Here is a 20,219-nt window from a genome sequence, read left to right as displayed (position 1 = left end):
TGCAAGCCCTGCGGAGAACCCTTACGCGGCGTCGGCGAGGGTCTCGATGTGCGTCGGGGTCACCCGCAGCACGCCGGCGCTGGCGATGTCGTAGAACAGGCCGATCACGTTGACCCGCCGCGCCAATGGGTGGGCCTGCAGGGTCTGGACCTGCACCGCGATGTTGACCATCGACAGCTGATCGACCATCCCGAAGCCGGCCTCGGCCGCTGACTGGGCCACCGGATGGCGGCCCTCGTCGAACGCCGCGAGGGCCGGATCGCCGTGGGCCAGCCAGGATTCCAGGTGCTTGTCGCCCGCGTCGGTCTTGCCCAGCATCGCGGTCATCGCGCCGCAGCTCGAATGTCCGCACACCACGATCGAGGAGACGTTGAGCTTGTCGACCGCGAACGCGATGGCCGCCTCGATCGAGGCATCGGCCTGGCCTGCCGGCACCATGTTGCCGACGTTGCGCACCGTGAACAGGTCTCCCGGACCGCTGCTGGTGATGACGTTGGGCACCACCCGCGAATCGGCGCAGGTGAGGAACAGCGTCTCGGGCCGCTGCGCATGCGCCAGTTCCTGCATGTGCGGGCGCAGCACCGGGGCGGTGCGCCGGTGGTAGGCGGCCAGGCCGTGCAGCACGGACGCCGACTCCTCGCCCTGCCAGGAACTCCACGGCACCACGCCGGAGCGCTTGTCGAACGGTGTGAAGCCGCGCATCGGCGGGCCGGCGACGGCACTGCTCATCTCGACCACGCCGAGGTCGTGGATGTCGACGGTGCCACCGGTGGCCACGTGCTGGCGCTGCCACTCTTCGATGGTCTCGTGGGCGGCGTGGTCGATGAAGTCGACCGACAGTTCCACGGTCACCGCGGCGCCCGACGGTACCCGCGCCAGGGCGCTGGTGAGGGTCGGCAGGGACAGGAAGGTGCAGGAGCCCTCGATGGCGACGCGCCAGGTGTCCTCGCCCGTGGGCTCGGAGACGATGTTGGTGCGCACCACTCGCCACACGGTCAGTGCGATCGCCAGCGCGAGTCCGATCAGCACGCCTTCGAGCAGGTTGAGGAACACCACTCCGAGCACCGTCACCGCGTAGACCGCGAGATCGCCTGTGCGCTTTGCGGTTTCGATGTGAGCACGCTTGACCAGCTGGCAGCCGATGACGATCAGCAGGCCGGCCAGGGCGGCGGTGGGGATCATCTGGGCCAGGCCTGCGAACGGCACGGCGAAGATCAGGATCCACACGCCGTGCAGGATCGCGGCCGCTCGGGTGCGGGCCCCGGCCGCGACGTTGGTGGAGCTGCGCACGATCACGCCGGTGACGGGCAGGCCGCCGATGGCGCCCGACGCGATGTTGGCGGCGCCCTGGCCGATCATCTCGCGGTCGAAGTTGGTGCGCGGGCCGGTGTGCATCCGGTCCACCGACACCGCCGACAGCAGGCTCTCGACGCTGGCGATCAGTGCGACGGTGAGCACACCGGCGGCGAACGCGCCCCAGTTGCCGTCGGGCAGGGAGGGCAGGGCCAGCGCGTCGATCAGCGAGCCGTTGATCTGGATGCGGGTGACGTCACCGAATGCCGGCAGCAGTGACAGTGCGGTGACGCCGACGATGGCCACCAGCGGACCGGGCACCTTCTTCACGGCCTTGGGTGCCCAGCGCCATGCCACCAGGATCGCGATCACCAGCGCGCCGAGGATGACGCCGTGGCCGTGGGCGTTGATCAGCTGACCGGGCAGTTCGGTGACGTTGGCCCAGGCCGAGCTGTTGGAGCTGCCACCCAGCAGCACGTGGATCTGCTGCAGCGCGATGGTGATGCCGATACCGGCAAGCATCGCGTGCACCACGACGGGGGAGATGGCCAGTGCGGCGCGCGCCACCCGGCTCAGTCCGAACAGCACCTGCAGGATGCCGGCGCACACGGTGATGGCGCAGGTGACCTTCCAGCCGAACTGCGAGATCATGCTGGCCACCACGACGGTCAGGCCGGCCGCGGGCCCGCTGACCTGTAGCGGTGATCCGCCCAGGGCGCCCGCGACGATGCCGCCGACGATGGCGGCGATGATGCCGGCCAGTACCGGAGCGCCGGAGGCGACGGCGATACCCAGCGACAACGGCAGGGCGACAAGGAACACCACCAGTGAGGCGGGCAGGTCGTATCGCAGAACGGCCCGGGCCCGTTCGGCGAGTTGGGTGGTTTGCTGCATGACGCGCCTCCGTCTGGAGTTGGTGATGCGCGGACCCGCCTCGTTGCGGGTCCGCACAGAGTTATTGACGCCGTTGTCGGTAAACAACCGCGAAAGGTGTTGGAGCACAGCGCGACACATGTCGACTTATGGCTCATATGTAGCTGGGCAACACTCAATTGCTGTGGGCGAGCGTATTTATCGCTGTGAGCCCGTGCAAGGAAGTTTGGGCCATGCATAGAGAACCCAAATGTTTCGGTGGGGTATCGCAGCCAGTGAATATGCCTGGTGCGCAGGGGAAATCATTCAACAAATGGCGATCGCCGGCACCAATTGTTCATCTACTCGTTTGAAACTGTATGTATCGCAATATGTTTGAGCCAGATCACCACTGGTCACAAAGGTGACGAAGGTCATAGAAGAATCATAGAAACAGCATTCCCTTAGAACTCCATATGAACTCCGTGACAACACTCTGTGCACTCCGCACAATGGAAGCATGACGACGATGTCCGTTTCCCCCCGCGCCCAGCAACCCCGCCAGGCCATCCTCGGACAGTTGCCGAAGATTCACCGCGCCGACGGGTCAGCTATCCGGGTGTTGCTGGTCGATGACGAGCCGGCGCTGACCAACCTGGTGAAGATGGCCCTGCACTATGAGGGCTGGGAAGTCGATGTGGCGCACAACGGCCATGACGCGGTAGCAAAGTTCGACGAGATCGAACCGGATGTGGTGGTGTTGGACATCATGCTGCCCGATATCGATGGGTTGCAGATCTTGCAGCGGATGCGTGAGGCCGATGGGTATACGCCGACGTTGTTTTTGACGGCCAGGGATTCGGTGCTGGATCGGGTGTCGGGTCTGACGGCGGGTGCTGATGACTACATGACCAAGCCGTTCAGTCTTGAGGAGTTGGTGGCGCGGTTGCGTGGGTTGTTGCGCCGGTCCAGTCACACCACGCCGCCGGCTGATGAGACCTTGAAGGTCGGGGACATGGTGCTCGATGGGGCCAGTCGTGAGGTCACGCGGGCTGGTGAGCCGATCAATCTCACGGTGACCGAGTTCGAGTTGTTGCGGTATCTGATGCGTAATCCGCGGCGGGCGTTGAGCCGGGCTGAGATCCTGGATCGGGTGTGGAATTACGGGTTCGGTGGGAAGTCGAGCATCGTGGATCTTTACATTTCGTATTTGCGCAAGAAGGTCGACACTGACCGTGAGCCGATGATCCACACTGTGCGCGGGGTGGGTTACATGCTGCGACCTGCGTCGTGACCCGCTGATGCCGCCCAAAACCAAGTGGTGGTGGCCGCGCTCGCTGCGCCGCCAATTGGTGCTGGGTGTCAGTGCGATCGTCACAGTGGCGCTGGCTGCGGTCGGCGCCTTGTCGGTGTACAGCCTGCACACCTATGTGTCGACGATGAGCGATGCCGAGGTGACGCGGTCGTTGGCGGCCTTCAGCCACTCCTATGAGAAGTGGCGCGAAGGCCAGGCCGGGCACGTGCTCACCGCGGACGCCGAGGCGCTCACCGCGTTCGTCGGACAGGCCCCCGGCAACCTGATCGCGGTGCTGCACGACGGCGAGGTGATCCAGTCAGCGGTGTTCTCCGATGGTGAGCCGCACCCGGCTCCGGTCTCCGTGACGCGCGCCCTCGACCAGTACGCCTGGACCGACGAGCACCCGCGCACGGTGAAGCTCCCGGCACTCGGCTCGTACCGGCTGGCCAGCCAGCCGGCGGGCGACGGCGATGTGCTGGTGTCCGGGGTGTCCATGGAGAGCGCGAACCTGGTCATCGCCCGCAAGACGGTGACCGTCGCGGTGATGATCGTCGTCGCCCTGATCGCCACCGCATTGGGCACGGTAGCGGTGGTGCGTATCGCCCTGCGCCCGTTGCGCCGGGTGGCCGCCACCGCGGCCAAGGTGGCGACACTGCGCTTGGACGGTGGCGATCACCGCATCACGGCGCGGGTGCGTGACAAGGACACCGATCCGGACAACGAGGTCGGAATCGTCGGGGAGACGCTCAACCAGCTGCTGGCCAACGTCGACAGTGCGCTGGCCGAGCTGGCCGCCTCCGATCGGCGCACGCGGCAGTTCCTCACCGATGCCAGCCATGAGCTGCGCACCCCGCTGGCGGCGATCCAGGGTTATGCCGAGCTCACCCGGCAGGACAGCGCGACCCTGCCGCCGACCACCGAATACGCGCTGGCCCGCATCGAGGCCGAGGCGCGGCGGATGACCGGCCTGGTCAGCGACCTGCTGTTGTTGTCCCGCCTGAGCGAGGGGCAGGACCTGGAGACCGACGACATCGACCTGAGCGATCTGGTGGTCGACGCGGTCAACGACGTGGCGGTGGGTGCACCCGAACATCACTGGGTGGCCGAATTGCCCGACGATCCATTGTGGGTGCGCGGCGACCTGGCCCGGCTGCATCAAGTGGTCAGCAATTTGTTGACGAATGCCCGGGTGCACACACCGCCCGGTGTGACGGTCACCATTGCATTGACCGAGGCCAATGAATTCGCGGAATTGACGGTCACCGACGACGGCCCGGGAATAGATGCGGAATTGTTGCCGAATCTATTCGGAAGATTTGTCAGGGCCGATAAATCGCGGTCGCGGGAATTGGGTAGCACCGGGCTGGGTCTGGCCATCGTGGCAACGATCGTCGAGGCTCACCATGGCACCGTCGCCGTGGCCTCGAAGCCAGGTGAAACGGTGTTTACTGTGCGTATCCCACTGGCCGGCGGACCTGCCCCGGACGTCGCTGCCGGACACCTGAAAAATATGAATCCCGCATGAATATTCAATGCCGGTTCAATGTCCGGCAATTCATATGCATTCCTTCGTATGTGTTCAATATGAGTTGATGGACTCGGGCGAATTACCTGCATAGGCTGAAATCAATTCAGCAAGGAAGGCAGGTAGTTCAATGAGGAACACCGTCAAAAACACCGTTGTCGCCACCATCGGGACCGGCTTGGCCGTGGGTGCGCTGGCATTGGCCGGCCCGGCTGCCGCGGCACCGAGCGGGACGGGGTCGGCCCAGCAGACCATCAAGCAGCTGGAGGACGAGGGCTACCGCGTCATCCTGTCCCGCGTCGGCAGCGGCTCGATCAGCGACTGCAACGTCAAGGCGGTCCGTCCGGGCCGTGACATCACCGAACTCAAGGCAGCGCCTCGGGGCAACACCGAGGAGCGGGTCCGCTACACCACGGTGTACGTCGACCTCGCCTGCGGCGGCAAGTAGCCGAACCCCGGAGCGGTGGACCGCACTACCGCCCCGGGTTAGGGTGGCCGCGTGCTGAGCAGAGTGGTGATTGGCCTGGTGAGCGTCGCGGGGGCGGCAGCGATGAGCGTGCCCGGCGTGGCGGTCGCGGACCCGGAACCCGCGCCGGCCGCCCCCAACGTCAACGCGTATCCGCCGGTCAAGACCTCTGAATACGCGGTGATGGACAACAACTGGTACGCCTTCAGCATCCCCGAGGGCATCACCTGCGTGTTGCAGCGCAGCGGCACCTACGGCTGCAGCGGCCCGATCCCCGCCGCGCCCAACGGTGCCAACCTGGTCAGCGGCGGGCCCGGAGTTCCCGGGTTCGCCAGCTCGCCGGCCCCGGTGTTCGGCGTCGTGGAGAATCCCAAGCCGTTGCCGCCGAACTCGCGGATCAGCTACCAGACGATCAGCTGCGGCACCGACGGTGTGTCGACGTCATGCATCGACGGGCGCAATCAGGCCGGTTTCGTGATCAGCCCGGCGGGCAGCTTCGTCATCGGCAAGCAGGAATCGGACTTCAAACCGACCTTCCAGATCGGCTGACGCTCAGCCGATTCCTTCGAGCGTCTCCATGTCGCTGGTCCCGATCTTCGCGATCACTTCCGGTGACCGGCGCCTCAGAATCCAGTACCAGGCCAGTGCGGCGGCAACCGTGCCCAGGAACAGCCACGGGATCACGTTGAGCGGGTAGGCCGGAACCGGATACACGTTGGCGTAGAACACATATGCCATTGATCCGATGGCCAGCGCGGCGGCGGGCCAGACCAGCGGGACGCGGACGTTGATACTCCGGAGGAAGACGACGGCCGCGATCGCGGCAGCGGCGTAGGCCACCATGTAACCGTAGGTCCCGTAGGTGTCCACCCAGGTCACGACGTCCATCGCGTCGACGCCACCGAGGTACAGGACCACGGGCACCGCGATCACCAGGGGGCTGACCGAGATCAGGGCGCGGTGCGGGGTCAGGTGGGTCGGGTGGGTCCGGCCGATCGCCGACGGAACCACACCCTCTTTGCCCATCACGTACAGGATGCGTCCGATGACGTTCATCGGTGCGACCACCACGGCGAAGAACGATGCGGCGATACCGAAGTTCAGGATCGGGTTGAACCAGCCCGGCATGCCGACCAGGGTCGCGAGATCGTTGAGCGGCTGGGCGGATTCGCCGAGGTCGGGTCCCAGCGCGGCCACCTGGGTGTAGGCGGCGAAGACGTACAGGACACCCACGCCCGCGGCGCTCCACATGATCGCCCGCGGCACCGCGCGGTAGGGGTCCTTGGCCTCCCGGGCCAGAGCATCGGCGCTGGAGAATCCGACGAAGCCCAGGATCGCCAGCACCATGCCCACCGCGATTCCCGACGGCTTGGCGCCGCTCAGGTCGAACTGGTCGGCGTCGAAGGCGTTCGCCCCGAGGTGCACCAGGGTGAAGACCAGCAGCAGGGTGATGATGGACACCGAAATCAGTTCCAGCACAAGGGACACCCGTGCCGACAGCCGAATGCCGCGGATGGTGAACAAGGTGGCCAGCGCACCGAGGACGACGGCCAGCACGATCTGTGCGGCCACCCCGTGGACCGGAATGCCGAGTTGGTTGAGCAGGGTGGCGGTATAGGCCACCGAGCCGCTCAGCGAACCTGCGGCGATCCCGAAGCATCCGATGATCAGGCTGACGCCGGTCAGGTAGGCGCCGAACGGTCCCAGTGCGGTCGCGGCATAGCTGTACAGCGAGCCCGCACTCGAGCGGCGCTTGGCGAACTGCGAGATGCAGTAACCCACCGACAGAATGACGACGGTGGCCAGCGCGAACGAGACCCAGGTGCCGTTACTGGCCGTGGTGTAGATGGCGGCGGCGGTGAACGCGATGACGGCGCTGGGCGCGATGTTGGCGATGGCCTGCGCGGCGAGTTCGCCGCCACCCATCACCCCGCGGCGCAGCCCGGCATCTCCGCTCGGGGATTCGGCCCGGGTCTGAAGATCTTCAGTCACTTGGGATCTCGATTCTTCTCAGGCGTTCGGGACGAGTAGTTGGCGTAGTGCGTGGCCGGCGGCCAGATCGTCGAGGGCAGCTGCGGCTTCGGCCAGTGGCCGCCGGGCGGAGATCATCGAGGCCAGGTCGAGGTTGCCCGCCATGACCTCGTCGACCAGTTGCGGGATGTCGCGCTCGGGCACCGCCGAGCCGTAGTTGGAGCCCAGGATCCGTTGATCGGCTTCGGCCAGCGCAAGTGGGTCGAAGCTGGCGCGTTCGCCGGCCGGCGGCAGACCGACGATGACGGCGGCCCCGCCGAGGCCCAGCGCGGCGATGGCCTGCTCGGTGGTGGCGATCTTGCCGATGGCGTCGAAGATGTAGTCGTACCCGTCGGGAAGCAGCTCCCGCAGGGCGGCCACCACGTCCTCGACCGCCGAGGCGTCGACGGTGTCGGTGGCCCCGAGTTTGCTTGCCAGGTCGAGCTTTTCGGCGACGACGTCCACGGCCACGATGCGTGACGCGCCGGCCAGGCGGGCGCCTTGCACACAGGCCAGGCCCACCCCGCCGCAGCCGATCACCGCGACGGTCGAACCGGGTTGTACGCCTGCGGTGTTGCGCACCGCGCCCACTCCGGTCGCGATGGCGCAGCCCACGATCGCGATGTCTTCCAGGGGTGCGTCCTTGCGGACCTTGATCGCGCCACTGCGGGGCACCACGACCTGCTCGGCGTAGGAGGACACCCCGAGGTAGTGATGGATCTGGCCACGTTCGTTGGACAGCCGGGTGGTTCCGTCGTACAGGGTGCCGCCGGTGGCCACCACCGACGCGACCAGCGCGCACTGGGCCGGCCGGCCGGCCTGACAGGCGCGGCATTCGCCGCAGCCGGGCACCCAGCTGAGCACCACGTGGTCGCCGGGTTCGAGGTCGTCGACGCCGGGGCCGACCGCGGTGACGACGCCGGATCCTTCATGCCCCAGCACCACCGGCGCCGGGACGTCCCAGGCTCCGGTGGTGACGTGCAGGTCGGAGTGGCAGACGCCGGCGGCGGCGATCTCGACCCGTACCTCGCCCGGGCCGGGGGCGGCAAGGTCGACGTGCTCGATGCTGATGGTTCCGTTGCCGTCGAGGACGGCGGCCTGAATCCGCGTCGACTCGCCGTTGGGTTCGGTTGCAGGTGCAGACACCGCGTGCCTTTCTGTGCTTCGGGGGGCACCGCCACGTGTAGGGTTCAATGCCATAAAACGATGGAACGTGTTTTACACCACTAAACGAACGGGCGTCAACAGGAAGGGGTAGCTGCAGTGGGGGACGGCCAGCAGACCGGCACGGAGACCGGCATGGGACGGGCCGGGGCACGGCTGCGCGAATTCCGTGGTCAGCGGGGACTGAGCCTGACCGAGGTGGCCGCCCGGGCCGAGGTGACCAAGGGTTTCCTGAGCCTGGCCGAGCGGGGGATGACCAATGTCTCGGTCCCGGTGTTGATGCGGATCTGCGACGCCCTGGGGATCGGCGTCGGCGACCTGTTCGAGTACCCCTCGGCGCCGGTGGTGCGCAGCGGGGCCGGGGCGCCGCTGGAGATGGGCGGCCACGGGGTCCGGGAAGAGTTGCTGACCCCGAAGTCCGAACACCACGTGCAGGTGATGCACACCGTCATGCGGCCGGGCGGTGGGTCCGGCGGGGCCTACCGGCTCGATGCCGCAACGATTTTCGTCTACGTGCTCAAGGGCGGGCTCAGTATCACCGTCGAGGGGCAGACCACGGAGCTGGACACCGGCGACAGCATGACCTTCGGGGCGACCCAACTGCATGACTGGCACAACCCGACCGAAGGTGAGGCCGAGGTGCTCTGGACCATCGCGCCGCCGGTCGGGGCCGAGGACTTCCGCGCCGCGGTGCGCGGCGCCTGACGGCAGGGTTCCGCGAAAGCAACGCAGTGGTCGTTTTCAGCGAGGCGCGGCGACCACAGCGTCACTCTCGGCGCAGAAAACTCAGAACCCGGAGCCGTGCACCTCGTGGCCGGGCTTCTCGACCATCAGGCCGTAGTACGCGTCCTCCACCTTCGCGCCGTGGTTGATCACACTGTCCACCTCGCGGGCGATGGGCATGTTGAGCCCGTACTTGTCGGCGAACTCCATGATCACGCTGGCGGCTTTGACGCCCTCGGCGACCTGATTCATCGAGGCGATGATCTCGTCGACCGTCTTGCCCGCACCCAGTTGCTCGCCGACATGGCGGTTGCGGCTGCGCTGGCTGGTGCAGGTGACGATGAGGTCTCCCATGCCGGCCAGGCCGGCGAAGGTGTCGCGGTGCCCGCCCATCGCCTCGCCGAGTTTGGACATCTCCCGGACCGCGCGGGCCATCACCATCGCGCGGGTGTTCTCGCCGATGCCCAGTGAGTAGCCCATGCCGACAGCGATGGCGTAGACGTTCTTGAGCGCCCCGGCCATCTCCACCCCGATCACGTCGTCGGTGGTGTAGGTGCGAAATCGCTTGGTGCGGAACAACTGTGCCAGGTTGGCTGCCAGATGCTGATCGGGCATGGCCAGCACGGCGGCAGCGGCATAGCCTTCGGCGACCTCGCGGGCGATGTTCGGCCCGGCCAGGATGCCTGCCGGATGTCCGGGCAGCACCTCGTCGACGATCTCGCTCATCCGCCGGTTGGTGCCCTGCTCGAGGCCCTTGACCAGGGAGACGACCGGGACCCACGGCCGCAGTTCTCGGGCCAGTTCGGTCAGCACCCCGCGGAAGCCGTGTGACGGCACGCCCATCACGATCACATCGGCGCAGTTGGCCGCCTCACTGAAATCATTTGTGGCCTTGAGGCTTTGGGGGAGTACGACCTCGTCGCCCAGGTAGCGCGTGTTGCGGTGGTTGTCGTTGATGTCCTTGGCGGTCTCCTCCGAGCGCACCCACTGCAACGTCGGCCCGCGCCGAGCACAGATGGAGGCCACGGTGGTGCCCCAGGATCCTCCGCCGAGGACGACGACGTTGGGTTCGCGTTGCGCTGGTGCCATGGCGATCAGAGTATTGCCGGGACGCCGTTGCTGAGTCCAAGTTGTCGAACTGGGTCAGCCTGTGACGGTTCGCCGACGGCCGCGTCTTCGGTCGATCGCGATGATCGAGGCCTTCTACTCCGCTGGACCTGTGATCCCCTTCCGCGAGCCATGACCATACTTTAAAGTATGGTCATGGTCGAAGTATTGGGCACCAGCCGGGCGGACGGTTGGGCCTCCGCGGGTCATCGACGATCCGTCCCCGGCCAGCGGTCATCGGCGCCGCATGCAGGTGCTGTCGGTCTGCCTATGAGATCCGCCGAAACCCGACTGACATCGCCCGTAGTCAGTAGACTTCGGCGCAACGGCGGAGCCAGGCACCGGGCGCCACCCGTCGGCAAAATTCCGGGAACTTTTTGCGGGGTTTCGGCGCGATCGGCAAAGTTAACGGGCATGCGGGGTACTGATTCCGTGGTGAGTTCGTCTGCAGGGCTCGTAATCGTGACCGATCGGGGTGCGGCCCTTACGCGGGCGTCAATGCGTAGGCCGTCCGCTGTGGCCTGAATGCCCTGCATTTACAGGTGATACGGGAAGTGACAAGTACTCGCCCGCGCGTTGGAGCGGAAGTGGCGATGCGCTGAGGTTGGCTACGGATTTGCCGGAAATTGATGAGCCAACCTCGCTAAGTGAATGATAATTCGGCAAAACATTGACGAGGGATGAGCGCCGACGTTACGGTGCCAACCACTGCGAGTTATCCGGCCGGCGGTGGCCATATCTCGGCCTGGGGAGGGATTGTCTGTGTTCGTTCTGCTTCTTAATGAGAGAGGATGACGGCGCCGCCTGAGAGTGTGGCTGATGGGGTCGAACCGGAACGCGGAATCGACGCCATCGAGAACTGGGCCACCGGCTATGCCAGGCGTCATCCGCTGGCATCGCTCACCACGGTCGGGGACCAGTTCGTACTCGGAGTCCGGACCGTCCAGATTCTCTTCCTCGACCTTCTGACGGGTCGCTTCCAATGGCAGGAGTTCGTCCGCCAGGGTGCCTTCATGGCTGGTACGGCCGTGCTTCCCACCGTGCTGGTGGCCCTGCCGATCGGCGTCACCCTCTCGATTCAGTTCGCCCTGCTGGCGGGGCAGGTCGGCGCCACGTCGCTGGCCGGTGCCGCCAGTGGGCTGGCCGTGATCCGGCAGGCCGCGTCGCTCGTCGCCGCCGTCCTGATGGCCGCCGCGGTCGGCTCGGCGATCACCGCCGACCTGGGTTCGCGGACCATGCGTGAGGAAACCGATGCCATGGAGGTCATGGGCGTCTCGGTGATTCAGCGGCTGGTCGTGCCGCGCTTCGTCGCCGCGATCATGATCGGCGTGGCGCTCACCGGGGTGGTGTGCTTCGTCGGCTTCCTGGCGAGCTTCCTGTTCAACGTCTACTTCCAGAACGGCGCCCCCGGCAGCTTCGTGGCAACCTTCGCCTCGTTCGCTACCACCGGCGACATGGTCGTGGCGCTGGTGAAGGCGGTGATCTTCGGCGCCATCGTCGCCGTGGTGTCGTGCCAGAAGGGGCTGTCCACCAAAGGCGGTCCCACCGGCGTGGCGAACTCGGTGAACGCGGCGGTGGTGGAGTCGATCCTGCTGCTGATGGTGGTCAACGTGGCGATCAGCCAGCTCTACATCATGTTGTTCCCCCGAGTGGGGCTGTGACATGACGGCCTCGACGTTCGTCCCACCGTTACTCGCACCCTGGGTGCGGCTGTACAGACGGGCCTCCAAGCCGGTCATGCGGCTGGGTCACATGATGGTGTTCTTCGTCCGGGCACTGACGGCAGTACCGATCGTGCTGCGGCACTACCGCAGTGAATTCGTCCGGCTGCTCTCCGACATCGCCTGGGGCAATGGCTCACTCGTGGTCGGTGGCGGCACCATCGGGGTGGCGGTGGTGCTGGGCATCACCATGGGTGCGCTCGTCGGCATCGAGGGATACAACTTCCTCGACCTCCTCGGGCTCGGCCAGGCCACCGGCATCATCTCGTCATTGGTGAACACCCGTGAGCTGGCGCCGATCGCCGCGTCACTGGCCTTCGCCACCCAGGCCGGTTGCCGGTTCACCGCGCAGTTGGGGTCGATGCGCATCGCCGAGGAGATCGACGCGCTCGATTCCATTGCCATCCGCCCGATCCCGTATCTGGTCACCACGCGGCTGATGGCCGCGGTGATCGCCGTGATCCCGCTCTACGCGCTCTGCCTGGCGGTGAGCTACCTGACCACCCAGGTGGTGGTCTTCCTGATCAGCGGCGGCTCGAGCGGCTCCTACCTTCACTACTTCAGCCTCATGCTGTCCGGGCAGGACATTCTCTACTCGGTGCTCAAGGCGGTCATCTTCGTGTGGATCGCCTCCACCGTGCAGTGCTACTACGGGTTCTACGCCTCGGGCGGACCGGTGGGCGTGGGTGTGGCCGCCGGCCATGCCATGCGGGCCAGCATCACCGTGGTGGTCATCGTGAACATGCTGCTCACCATGGCGCTGTGGACGGTCGATTCAGGAGCGAGGTTCGGCGGCTAGATGGGCAACTCGCTGGAAATGGACGGGCGCGGCCCGACCGACCGTCAACTGCTCGGCTGTGGTGCCGCGGTACTTGTTGTGGCAGCACTGGTTTCGACGTTCCTTCTGGTGAAGGCCACCGGGCGGCTGGATGCCCGGGTGCCGGTGGTGGCCGCCCTGATCAATGTCGGCGACGGTCTGCCACAGCGGTCCGACGTCAAGTATCACGGCGTACTCGTCGGCATGGTCGACGATGTCGTCCCGGCCGCCAACGGTGACCCCAACTTCGTCCACATCGACCTCAAACCCGAATACGCCGGCTCCATCCCCAATACGGTGACCGCGCGCGTGGTGCCCAGCAATGTCTTCGCGGTGTCGTCGGTCCAGTTGGTCGACCGCGGGCCCGGTCCGGCCATCGCCGCGGGTGCTCAGATTCCCGAAGACACCGAACTGCCGACGGTGTTGTTCCAGACCACGATCAGCAAGCTGCGCGACGTGCTGGCGGCCACCGGGCGCGGTCGCGAGGACAAGACGGTGGGCATCCTGGCCGCGGTCAACGCCGCGACCGAGAACCGCCGTACCGAATTGCTCACCAGCGGAGCGCAATTGAATCGGCTGATCGATCAGCTCGACTCGGTGGTGGCCACCGAACCCGGCCAGACCACGGTCTCCGCCCTGATCGACGCGACCCACGGGCTGCAGCAGACCGCACCAGATCTGCTCGATGCCCTGCACAAGGCCGTGCAGCCGATGCAGACCCTGGTCCAGCAGCGCTCACAGCTCAACACGATGATCAACGGCGGGATCAACACCGTGGGTACGACCCACACCGCGCTGGACAACCACACCGATCAGCTGGTCAAGACCACCTCCAACCTGACACCGGTCCTGGGTGTGCTGGCCGACACCTCCAACAACTGGGTTCCGGCCTTCGTCAAGCTGAATCAGCTGTCGGGCAAGTTCTTCGACCACGTCTGGATCCCCGAGCACGATTTCGGCAACATGCGGGTGAACCTGTCGCTGACGCCGAGCTACGCCTACACCCGGGCCGACTGCCCGCAGTACGCCGGCCTCAAGGGCCCCAGCTGCTTCACCGCCCCGCTGGTGCCCACCCGCCCCTCGCTGCCGGACGTGTTGCTGCCGGAGAACTTTCAGCCGCCGGCCGACCTCGCACCACCCGCCGGAACGGTGCTGGGCGCCAACGGGAATCTCGTCGCGGTCGGTCCGCCGTTGGTCAATCCGAACCCCAACCTGGCCGACCCGAATCCGCCGCTGCCGCCGTGGATGCCACCGGCCGGGCCGGTGCCGGGGACGGCGAATCCCGCACTGATGCCGACGCCGCCCCCGCCGGTGCCACTGTCGCCGGTCGCGCCGGTGGCGCCGCGGCCCGAAGGGGCGCCTCCGGCCGCATCGGTCCCGGGGTCGGCACCGCCCCCGGGTGGTGCACCAGCGCCGGGACCCGCGGGTCCGTTGCTACCGGCTGAGGCCGCACCCGCTGCCGCACAGTCCGTTTCGGGAGAGGGAGGCCGATGAAATACCGCGGTGCGGCGATCGGCCTGTCCCTGTTCATGGTGGTCGCTCTGACGCTGACCTGGCTCGTGTATGTCACGCTGCGTCGTGATGTGGCGGGCAAGACGGTGCCGTATGCGGCGCTGTTCTCCGATGTCTTCGGGCTGCGTGAGGGCGATGACGTCCGGATGGCCGGGGTTCGGGTCGGCCGGGTGGAGAAGATCGAGCTGGAGGGCGCTCTGGCCAAGGTGTCGTTCGTGGTGCAGGACAACCAGCCGATGTACGGCCGGACGGTTGCGTCGGTCACGTACCAGAACATCGTCGGCCAGCGCTATCTGGGCTTGTCGCTGGGGAACATCGGTGACCCGGGCCCCCTTCCCGCCGGTAGCGTCATCCCGGTCGAGCAGACCGATCCGTCGTTCGACGTCGGGACGTTGCTCAACGGATATGAGCCGCTGTTCAGCGTGCTCAACCCGCGCGACGCCGACAACCTCACCAAAGGGGTGATCGCCTCGCTGCAGGGCGACAACGCGTCCATCGTCGCGCTCGTCGATCAGACCTCGCAGCTGACCGATTCCTTCGCAGGCCGGGATCAGGAGCTCGGCGAGGTGATCAACAATCTGAACGCGGTGGCCAAGAACCTGGCCCAGCACAACGACAGCCTCGACGAGGTGATCACCCAAACCCGGGGGATGGTCGCCACCTTCGACGCCCGCCGGCCCGAGATGGTGAACTCGCTGGGTTCGATCTCCAAGGTGGTGCAGCAGCTGTCGACCATCAGCGATCAGGTGTACCCGTCGCTGAACGAGCTCGTGACCCGGCAGCCCGGGTTCGTCTCGCACATGGTGGGCATCGAACCGCAGCTCGCGTTCACCGGTGCGAATCTGCCGTTGCTGCTCAAGGGATTCGCCCGGTTCACCAACGAGGGTGCCTACGCCACCACCTACGCGTGTGACCTGAATGCGACGGGCTTCTTCCCGGGCCTCAACGACGTCACCCCGATCATCGTCGACGCCGCCACCCCGGGGAACAAGGCGCAGTACACCCCCAAGTGCAGGAACATGGCCAATGGTTGACCAACTGACGAAAGCGGAGACGCCGCAGGCGCCGAAACCGCGGAAGAAACAGCGCCGTCCGCTGGAGACCTACAACCGGACCTGGCTCGGGATCATCGCGGTCGCCGTGGTGGCGGTGCTGATCGGGGCGATGCTGATCGTCAAGGTGGCCGACGTCGGCTACCGGCAGTACACCGCGCGGTTCCAGCAGGCCGCCGCGCTCAAGGCGGGCAACCCGATCACCGTGGCCGGTATGCCGGTGGGCGAGGTCAAGAGCATGAAGCTGGCCGGCGACCACGTCGAGGCCAAACTCAAGGTGCGCGACGACGTCCCGCTCGGGAAGGACTCGCGGGCCGTCATCAAGATCACCACCATTCTGGGCTCGCGCTATCTGGCCCTGCAGCCCGCGGGCTCGGGTTCCCTGCCCGACAACACCTTTGACCTCACCCACACCGAGGTGCCCTACGACCTGCAGGAGGCGCTGGGGGACGTCACGACCACCTTCGAGCAGGTCGACTCCGACAAGTTCGCCCAGACGCTGAGCATCCTCGGCAAGCAGATGGAAGGCCTGCCGGAAGTCGTGCCGCGGGCACTGCAGAACACCCACACGCTGGCGACCATCATCGCCGACCGGCGCGACCAACTCGGATCTCTGCTGGAGACCACCGACATCGTCGGCAACACCCTGCGTCGCCAGCAGTCCACCATCGGCAACCTGGTCAACCAGGGCAATGACCTGGTCGGCGAATTCGTTCAGCGCAGAGCGTCCTTTCAAGCCATGCTTGCGGCCTTGACCAATCTGGTCCAGACCCTCACCGGCATCGTGGTCGACGACCGGCCACAGCTCGAACAGTTGCTCACCAACCTCAAGGATCTGTCGAACATGCTGGGCCAGCACGACGATCTGCTGCGCAGCGTCCTGCAGTCCGGCCCGGTCGCCCTGCGCGGACTCGCCAACGCCACCGGCAACGGCAACGCCGGGGAGATGCACGTCGGCAACGGGCTGCTGATCGACTCCTGGATGTGTGCGATCAGCGGACGGGCCAAGCAGTTCAACATGATCCAGTACTACAAGGACTGCAAATGAGCATGAGCCGTAACAAGCTGCTGGCCCTGTGCCTGGCCGGTGCGGTGCTGATCGCCGCGGTGGCAGGCACCGGCTGGTGGTTCCTCAAGGACCGCACCAACACCATCACGGTGACCGCCCAGTTCGACAGCGCAGCAGGTCTTTACGAGGGCAACACGGTTGCCGTGCTCGGCATGCAGGTGGGCCGCGTCACCAAGATCACGCCCAAGGGCAACTACGTCGAGGTCGAGTTCACGGTGGACAAGGACGTCTCGGTGCCGGCCGACGCGCAGGCGGTCACCATCTCCAATTCGATCCTCACCGACCGCCAGATCGAACTGACCCCGGCCTACCACGGTGGGGCGACCCTGCAGAACCACGACACGATCGGCCTGAACCGGACCAAGACCCCGGTCGAGTTCGCCCGGGTGCTCGACGTGCTGGACAAGCTGTCGTCCTCACTGAAGGGCGACGGTAAGGGCAACGGACCGCTCGCCGACGTGGTCAACGCCAGTGCCGCGATCGCCGACGGAAACGGTCAGCAGATGAAGGACGCCCTCGGCGAATTGTCAGATGCGTTGCGGCTCAGTTCCGATCGGGGAGCAGTGACCCGCGATCAGCTCACCACGATCGTGCGCAACCTGAGCTCACTGTTCGACGCTGCCTCCCGCAACGACGCCACACTGCGCGAATTCGGCTCGACAGTCCGGCAGCTCAGCCAGATCCTGGCCGACGAGAACTTCGGCAGCGGCACCACCGGCAACAAGATCAATCAGGTGATCACCCAGGTGGGCGAGGTGCTGCAGAACCATCGCGACGAGGTGAAACAGATTGTCCTCAACGGCAATACCGCGCTGACCACGTCGGTCGACCAGCGGCGGGATCTGGCCGAGTTCCTCGATCTGGCCCCGTTGACGCTGGACAACATCTACAACATCGTCGACCAGACGAACGGCTCGGCGCGGGCACACGTCCTGGTGGACAAGGTGCTGTTCGATTCGCAGACCGTCAAAGAGGTCTGCAACATGATGGGGCTGCGGCAGTTGGGGTGCAGCACCGGAACAGTGCAGGACTTCGGTCCTGACTTCGGGCTGTCCTACATGCTCGACGGCATGGCGGCGATGGGGCAGCGATGATCAGACCGGTGCGCAAATACGTTCTGCCCGTGGTGATGACGGCCTGTCTCACGATTTCGGGTTGTGCCTCTGAAGGCCTGGCCAGCCTGCCTTTGCCGGCTCCCGGCGTCGGCTCGGGTGGTTACAAGCTGACCGCGATCTTCTCCAACGCCCTGAACCTGCCGGCCAATGCCAAGGTGAAGTTGGCCGGTGCCGATGTGGGCGAGCTCGAATCGATGGTGGCCAGCAACTACACCGCGGTGACCACCCTGCGCATCATGGATGGGGTCCGGCTGCCCCGTGGCACCACCGCCGAATTACGTTCGGCCACACCGCTGGGCGATGTGTTCGTCTCGGTCCGGCCTCCCACGCCGGTCGACCTCAACGCCCCGCTGCTCAAGGACGGCGACACCATCGGCCTGGATGACACCCGGGCCGCCGCGACGGTGGAATCGCTGCTGGGTTCTGCGGCGATCCTGGTCAACGGTGGGGCGGTGCGCAACTTCACCAACATCATCAACGGCATGGGTAAGGCCACCGGTGACCAGGGCCAGGCGTTCGGAAGCCTGATCGCCAAGACGAACCACACACTGGGCACGCTCAACGCGCGCTCCGATCAGCTCTCGACCGCGATGACCGAGACGTCGCAGCTGCTGCGGCAGATCGAGGACAAGAACCAGACCGTCAGTGAGTTGATGGACGCGGCCGGGCCGGCCACCGACACGCTGGCCGAGCACACCACCCAGATCGCGGATCTGATCACTCAGATCGGCGATACCTCGGCACAATTACGCAAGTTCCCGTCGATCGCGGGGACCGACGCCAGCGGGCGCAGCACGATCGGCGACGCCAACAAGGTGGCGGGTGCCTGGAACGATGTGGCGCTGTCCCCGGATGCCTCGCTGTACGCGCTGAACCGGTTGATGCCGCCATTGGTGAAAGCGACGTCCGGCAGTGGTCTTTCGGTGCGCGCCAGCATCGACCGGCTGATCCTCGGGTCGATCCCGGATATCGGGTTCGCCGGTGACCCGGGATTGCATGGCCCGAAGCGCTACAACTGGCATCAGCTGGTCGGCTCGTTGCAGTACACGTTGTTGCGGCTGCAGGAGCGCGTCGTGGGCCGCGGCCCGTCGGTGCCTCAGATGCCGGTGATCCCCAGCCCGACCGAGCCCGGCGAGATCGTGCCGGCTCCCGTGGCTCCTCCGGAGACGCCGGGTCCGGTACCGCCTGGAGAGGTTCCGCCTGCTCCTGCCGAGGCGCCGGCCGCGGAGGCGCCGCGATGATCAACACACTCGCGGATTCCGTGGTCAACGTCGTCCGGGCCGGATATCGGCGCCGATCCTGGCTCTCGGCCGGCGCGTTGGTCATGACCCTGGTCGTGGCCGGCGCCTACCTGATGGTCGGGGCACTGCGGGTCAAGCCCTTCGACTCCAGCTACCGCATCACCATCGAGTTGCCGGAATCGGCCGGCTTGTTGCCCAACCAGGACGTCACGCTGCGCGGCGTGCGGATCGGGAAGGTGGAACGGCTCAACATCACACCCACAGGGGTCCAGGCGGTGGTGAACGTGAATTCGGCGGTGTCGATTCCGAAGTCCAGCGACGTGCGGGTGTCGGGTCTTTCCCCGGCAGGTGAGCAGTACATCGACTTCGCGGCGAACACGGCAGACGGCCCGTTCCTGGCCGACGGCAGCGTGATCGGCCTGGGCAAGGCCACCGTGCCGGTCAGCCTGGCCCAGCTGCTCGCCGACGCCGACGGCGCGCTGTCCCAGGTCAATGTCGACAAGCTCGAGGTGATCCGCCGGGAACTGAGCATGTCCCAAGCCGGTCCCGGCAAGCTCGCCGATGTCATCGACGGCGGCACATTCCTTCTCTCGACGCTGGATTCGGTCCTGCCCGAGACGGTGAGCATGCTGCGCAACAGCCGCGTGGTGTTCAACCTGATGGCCGACAAGAACGCCGGCATCGTGGTGGCATCCGACAATCTCGACTCGACGTTCGACGGGATCAACAGGATGCGGGACGGCTTCCGCCGGCTCACCGATCAGACCCCGGGCGCATTGAATTCTGTCGACAACCTGTTCGCCGACAACTCCGACACCATGGTGCAACTGCTCGGAAGCCTGGCCAGCACTTCACAATTGCTGTATCTGCGGGTACCGGCGCTGAACGCGCTGTTCCCGAACTACCGCACCTCGGTGCTCGACGCCCTGGGCAGCGTCATGCACGACAACGGGCTGTGGGCCACCGCCGACATCTACCCGCGCTATACCTGCGACTACGGAACACCGCGCCGGCCACCGGCGTCGGCCGACTACCCGGAGCCCTACATGTACACCTACTGCCGGGACGATCACCCGGGCGTCCTGGTCCGCGGGGCCAAGAACGCGCCGCGCCCGGCGGACGACGACACAGCGGGGCCGCCGCCCGGGGCCGATCTCGGACGCACCACCGACCCGACTCCGCGAGGTCGCTACACCATCCCGACTCCCTACGGCGGCCCGACCCTGCCGATCGAACCGCCCCGCTGACCCACCCA

General features: G+C 66.2%; 17 protein-coding genes. 13 read left to right on the top strand and 4 right to left on the bottom strand.

The features are described from left to right. Positions 1 to 21: 21 nt before the first annotated feature. Entirely contained in the window at positions 22 to 2,187 is a 2,166-nt protein-coding gene (locus tag ACNQVK_RS31645) for a SulP family inorganic anion transporter (protein WP_418032663.1), read from the bottom strand. 478 nt (positions 2,188 to 2,665) lie between these two features. On the opposite strand from ACNQVK_RS31645, the gene ACNQVK_RS31640 reads away from it, so the two are divergent. From ACNQVK_RS31640 to ACNQVK_RS31625, 4 genes are all read left to right on the top strand, one after another. Next, complete coding sequence (locus ACNQVK_RS31640; protein ID WP_044515838.1) at positions 2,666 to 3,439, top strand: response regulator transcription factor; 774 nt, start codon at positions 2,666 to 2,668, stop codon at positions 3,437 to 3,439. Positions 3,440 to 3,446: 7 nt separating this feature from the next. Further along, positions 3,447 to 4,967 carry a sensor histidine kinase gene (locus ACNQVK_RS31635; protein WP_418032662.1) on the top strand — a complete coding sequence of 507 codons (1,521 nt, stop codon included), beginning with the start codon at positions 3,447 to 3,449 and terminating at the stop codon, positions 4,965 to 4,967. 130 nt (positions 4,968 to 5,097) lie between these two features. Continuing rightward, on the top strand, positions 5,098 to 5,415 hold the full coding sequence (locus ACNQVK_RS31630) for a hypothetical protein (protein WP_418032661.1): 318 nt from the start codon (positions 5,098 to 5,100) through the stop codon (positions 5,413 to 5,415). A 51-nt stretch (positions 5,416 to 5,466) separates the two neighbouring features. Further along, positions 5,467 to 5,982, top strand: a complete 516-nt coding sequence (locus tag ACNQVK_RS31625; protein WP_418032660.1) for a hypothetical protein — start codon at positions 5,467 to 5,469, stop codon at positions 5,980 to 5,982. 3 nt (positions 5,983 to 5,985) lie between these two features. Here ACNQVK_RS31625 and ACNQVK_RS31620 read toward each other — a convergent pair whose 3' ends face one another. Together ACNQVK_RS31620 and ACNQVK_RS31615 are read right to left on the bottom strand one after the other, a co-directional pair. After that, positions 5,986 to 7,425 (bottom strand): APC family permease, encoded by a 1,440-nt coding sequence (locus ACNQVK_RS31620; protein WP_418032659.1) that lies wholly within the window; start codon positions 7,423 to 7,425, stop codon positions 5,986 to 5,988. An 18-nt stretch (positions 7,426 to 7,443) separates the two neighbouring features. Further along, positions 7,444 to 8,589: a zinc-binding dehydrogenase gene (locus tag ACNQVK_RS31615; RefSeq protein WP_418032658.1), complete on the bottom strand. Its 1,146-nt coding sequence runs from the start codon at positions 8,587 to 8,589 to the stop codon at positions 7,444 to 7,446. 117 nt (positions 8,590 to 8,706) lie between these two features. On the opposite strand from ACNQVK_RS31615, the gene ACNQVK_RS31610 reads away from it, so the two are divergent. Further along, on the top strand, positions 8,707 to 9,312 hold the full coding sequence (locus ACNQVK_RS31610; protein ID WP_418032657.1) for a helix-turn-helix domain-containing protein: 606 nt from the start codon (positions 8,707 to 8,709) through the stop codon (positions 9,310 to 9,312). Between the two features lie 81 nt (positions 9,313 to 9,393). On the opposite strand, the gene ACNQVK_RS31605 is transcribed toward ACNQVK_RS31610, so the two are convergent. Further along, a complete protein-coding gene (locus ACNQVK_RS31605) occupies positions 9,394 to 10,419 on the bottom strand; it encodes an NAD(P)H-dependent glycerol-3-phosphate dehydrogenase (RefSeq protein ID WP_418032656.1) in 1,026 nt (341 codons plus the stop codon). Between the two features lie 809 nt (positions 10,420 to 11,228). Here ACNQVK_RS31605 and ACNQVK_RS31600 point away from each other — a divergent pair. Genes ACNQVK_RS31600 through ACNQVK_RS31565 form a run of 8 tightly spaced genes read left to right on the top strand, consistent with a single transcriptional unit; the run spans position 11,229 to position 20,211 of the window. Next, positions 11,229 to 12,098 (top strand): MlaE family ABC transporter permease, encoded by an 870-nt coding sequence (locus ACNQVK_RS31600; RefSeq protein WP_276127037.1) that lies wholly within the window; start codon positions 11,229 to 11,231, stop codon positions 12,096 to 12,098. 1 nt (position 12,099) lies between these two features. After that, positions 12,100 to 12,957, top strand: coding sequence for an MlaE family ABC transporter permease (locus ACNQVK_RS31595; protein WP_418032655.1), 858 nt, complete (start codon positions 12,100 to 12,102; stop codon positions 12,955 to 12,957). Beyond that, positions 12,958 to 14,469, top strand: a complete 1,512-nt coding sequence (locus ACNQVK_RS31590) for an MlaD family protein (RefSeq protein ID WP_418032654.1) — start codon at positions 12,958 to 12,960, stop codon at positions 14,467 to 14,469. It abuts the gene before it with no gap. Beyond that, positions 14,466 to 15,521, top strand: a complete 1,056-nt coding sequence (locus ACNQVK_RS31585) for an MlaD family protein (protein WP_044515851.1) — start codon at positions 14,466 to 14,468, stop codon at positions 15,519 to 15,521. The genes ACNQVK_RS31590 and ACNQVK_RS31585 overlap by 4 nt, the downstream gene beginning before the upstream one ends. Further along, positions 15,514 to 16,587, top strand: coding sequence for an MlaD family protein (locus tag ACNQVK_RS31580; RefSeq protein WP_418032653.1), 1,074 nt, complete (start codon positions 15,514 to 15,516; stop codon positions 16,585 to 16,587). Before ACNQVK_RS31585 ends, ACNQVK_RS31580 begins: the two co-directional genes overlap by 8 nt. Further along, positions 16,584 to 17,702, top strand: a complete 1,119-nt coding sequence (locus ACNQVK_RS31575; RefSeq protein ID WP_418032652.1) for an MCE family protein — start codon at positions 16,584 to 16,586, stop codon at positions 17,700 to 17,702. Before ACNQVK_RS31580 ends, ACNQVK_RS31575 begins: the two co-directional genes overlap by 4 nt. After that, a complete protein-coding gene (locus ACNQVK_RS31570; RefSeq protein ID WP_418032651.1) occupies positions 17,699 to 18,964 on the top strand; it encodes an MlaD family protein in 1,266 nt (421 codons plus the stop codon). The genes ACNQVK_RS31575 and ACNQVK_RS31570 overlap by 4 nt, the downstream gene beginning before the upstream one ends. Further along, positions 18,961 to 20,211: an MlaD family protein gene (locus ACNQVK_RS31565; protein WP_211157545.1), complete on the top strand. Its 1,251-nt coding sequence runs from the start codon at positions 18,961 to 18,963 to the stop codon at positions 20,209 to 20,211. The genes ACNQVK_RS31570 and ACNQVK_RS31565 overlap by 4 nt, the downstream gene beginning before the upstream one ends. The last annotated feature ends 8 nt before the right edge of the window (positions 20,212 to 20,219 follow it).

The sequence above is a fragment of the Mycobacterium sp. 134 genome (assembly GCF_048282715.1).
In the GTDB taxonomy this organism is placed as follows: domain Bacteria; phylum Actinomycetota; class Actinomycetes; order Mycobacteriales; family Mycobacteriaceae; genus Mycobacterium; species Mycobacterium septicum.
Note: the sequence above shows the minus strand (reverse complement) of the source record. Positions and strands in the feature narration are given on the sequence as shown.

Coding starts and splice junctions, on each gene's coding strand:
- ACNQVK_RS31640 (WP_044515838.1), top strand. CDS start 2,666: ATGACGACGATGTCCGTTTCCCCCCGCGCCCAGCAACCCCGCCAGGCC.
- ACNQVK_RS31635 (WP_418032662.1), top strand. CDS start 3,447: ATGCCGCCCAAAACCAAGTGGTGGTGGCCGCGCTCGCTGCGCCGCCAA.
- ACNQVK_RS31575 (WP_418032652.1), top strand. CDS start 16,584: ATGAGCATGAGCCGTAACAAGCTGCTGGCCCTGTGCCTGGCCGGTGCG.
- ACNQVK_RS31565 (WP_211157545.1), top strand. CDS start 18,961: ATGATCAACACACTCGCGGATTCCGTGGTCAACGTCGTCCGGGCCGGA.
- ACNQVK_RS31585 (WP_044515851.1), top strand. CDS start 14,466: ATGAAATACCGCGGTGCGGCGATCGGCCTGTCCCTGTTCATGGTGGTC.
- ACNQVK_RS31595 (WP_418032655.1), top strand. CDS start 12,100: ATGACGGCCTCGACGTTCGTCCCACCGTTACTCGCACCCTGGGTGCGG.
- ACNQVK_RS31645 (WP_418032663.1), bottom strand. CDS start 2,187: ATGCAGCAAACCACCCAACTCGCCGAACGGGCCCGGGCCGTTCTGCGA.
- ACNQVK_RS31570 (WP_418032651.1), top strand. CDS start 17,699: ATGATCAGACCGGTGCGCAAATACGTTCTGCCCGTGGTGATGACGGCC.
- ACNQVK_RS31580 (WP_418032653.1), top strand. CDS start 15,514: ATGGTTGACCAACTGACGAAAGCGGAGACGCCGCAGGCGCCGAAACCG.
- ACNQVK_RS31630 (WP_418032661.1), top strand. CDS start 5,098: ATGAGGAACACCGTCAAAAACACCGTTGTCGCCACCATCGGGACCGGC.
- ACNQVK_RS31590 (WP_418032654.1), top strand. CDS start 12,958: ATGGGCAACTCGCTGGAAATGGACGGGCGCGGCCCGACCGACCGTCAA.
- ACNQVK_RS31605 (WP_418032656.1), bottom strand. CDS start 10,419: ATGGCACCAGCGCAACGCGAACCCAACGTCGTCGTCCTCGGCGGAGGA.
- ACNQVK_RS31600 (WP_276127037.1), top strand. CDS start 11,229: ATGACGGCGCCGCCTGAGAGTGTGGCTGATGGGGTCGAACCGGAACGC.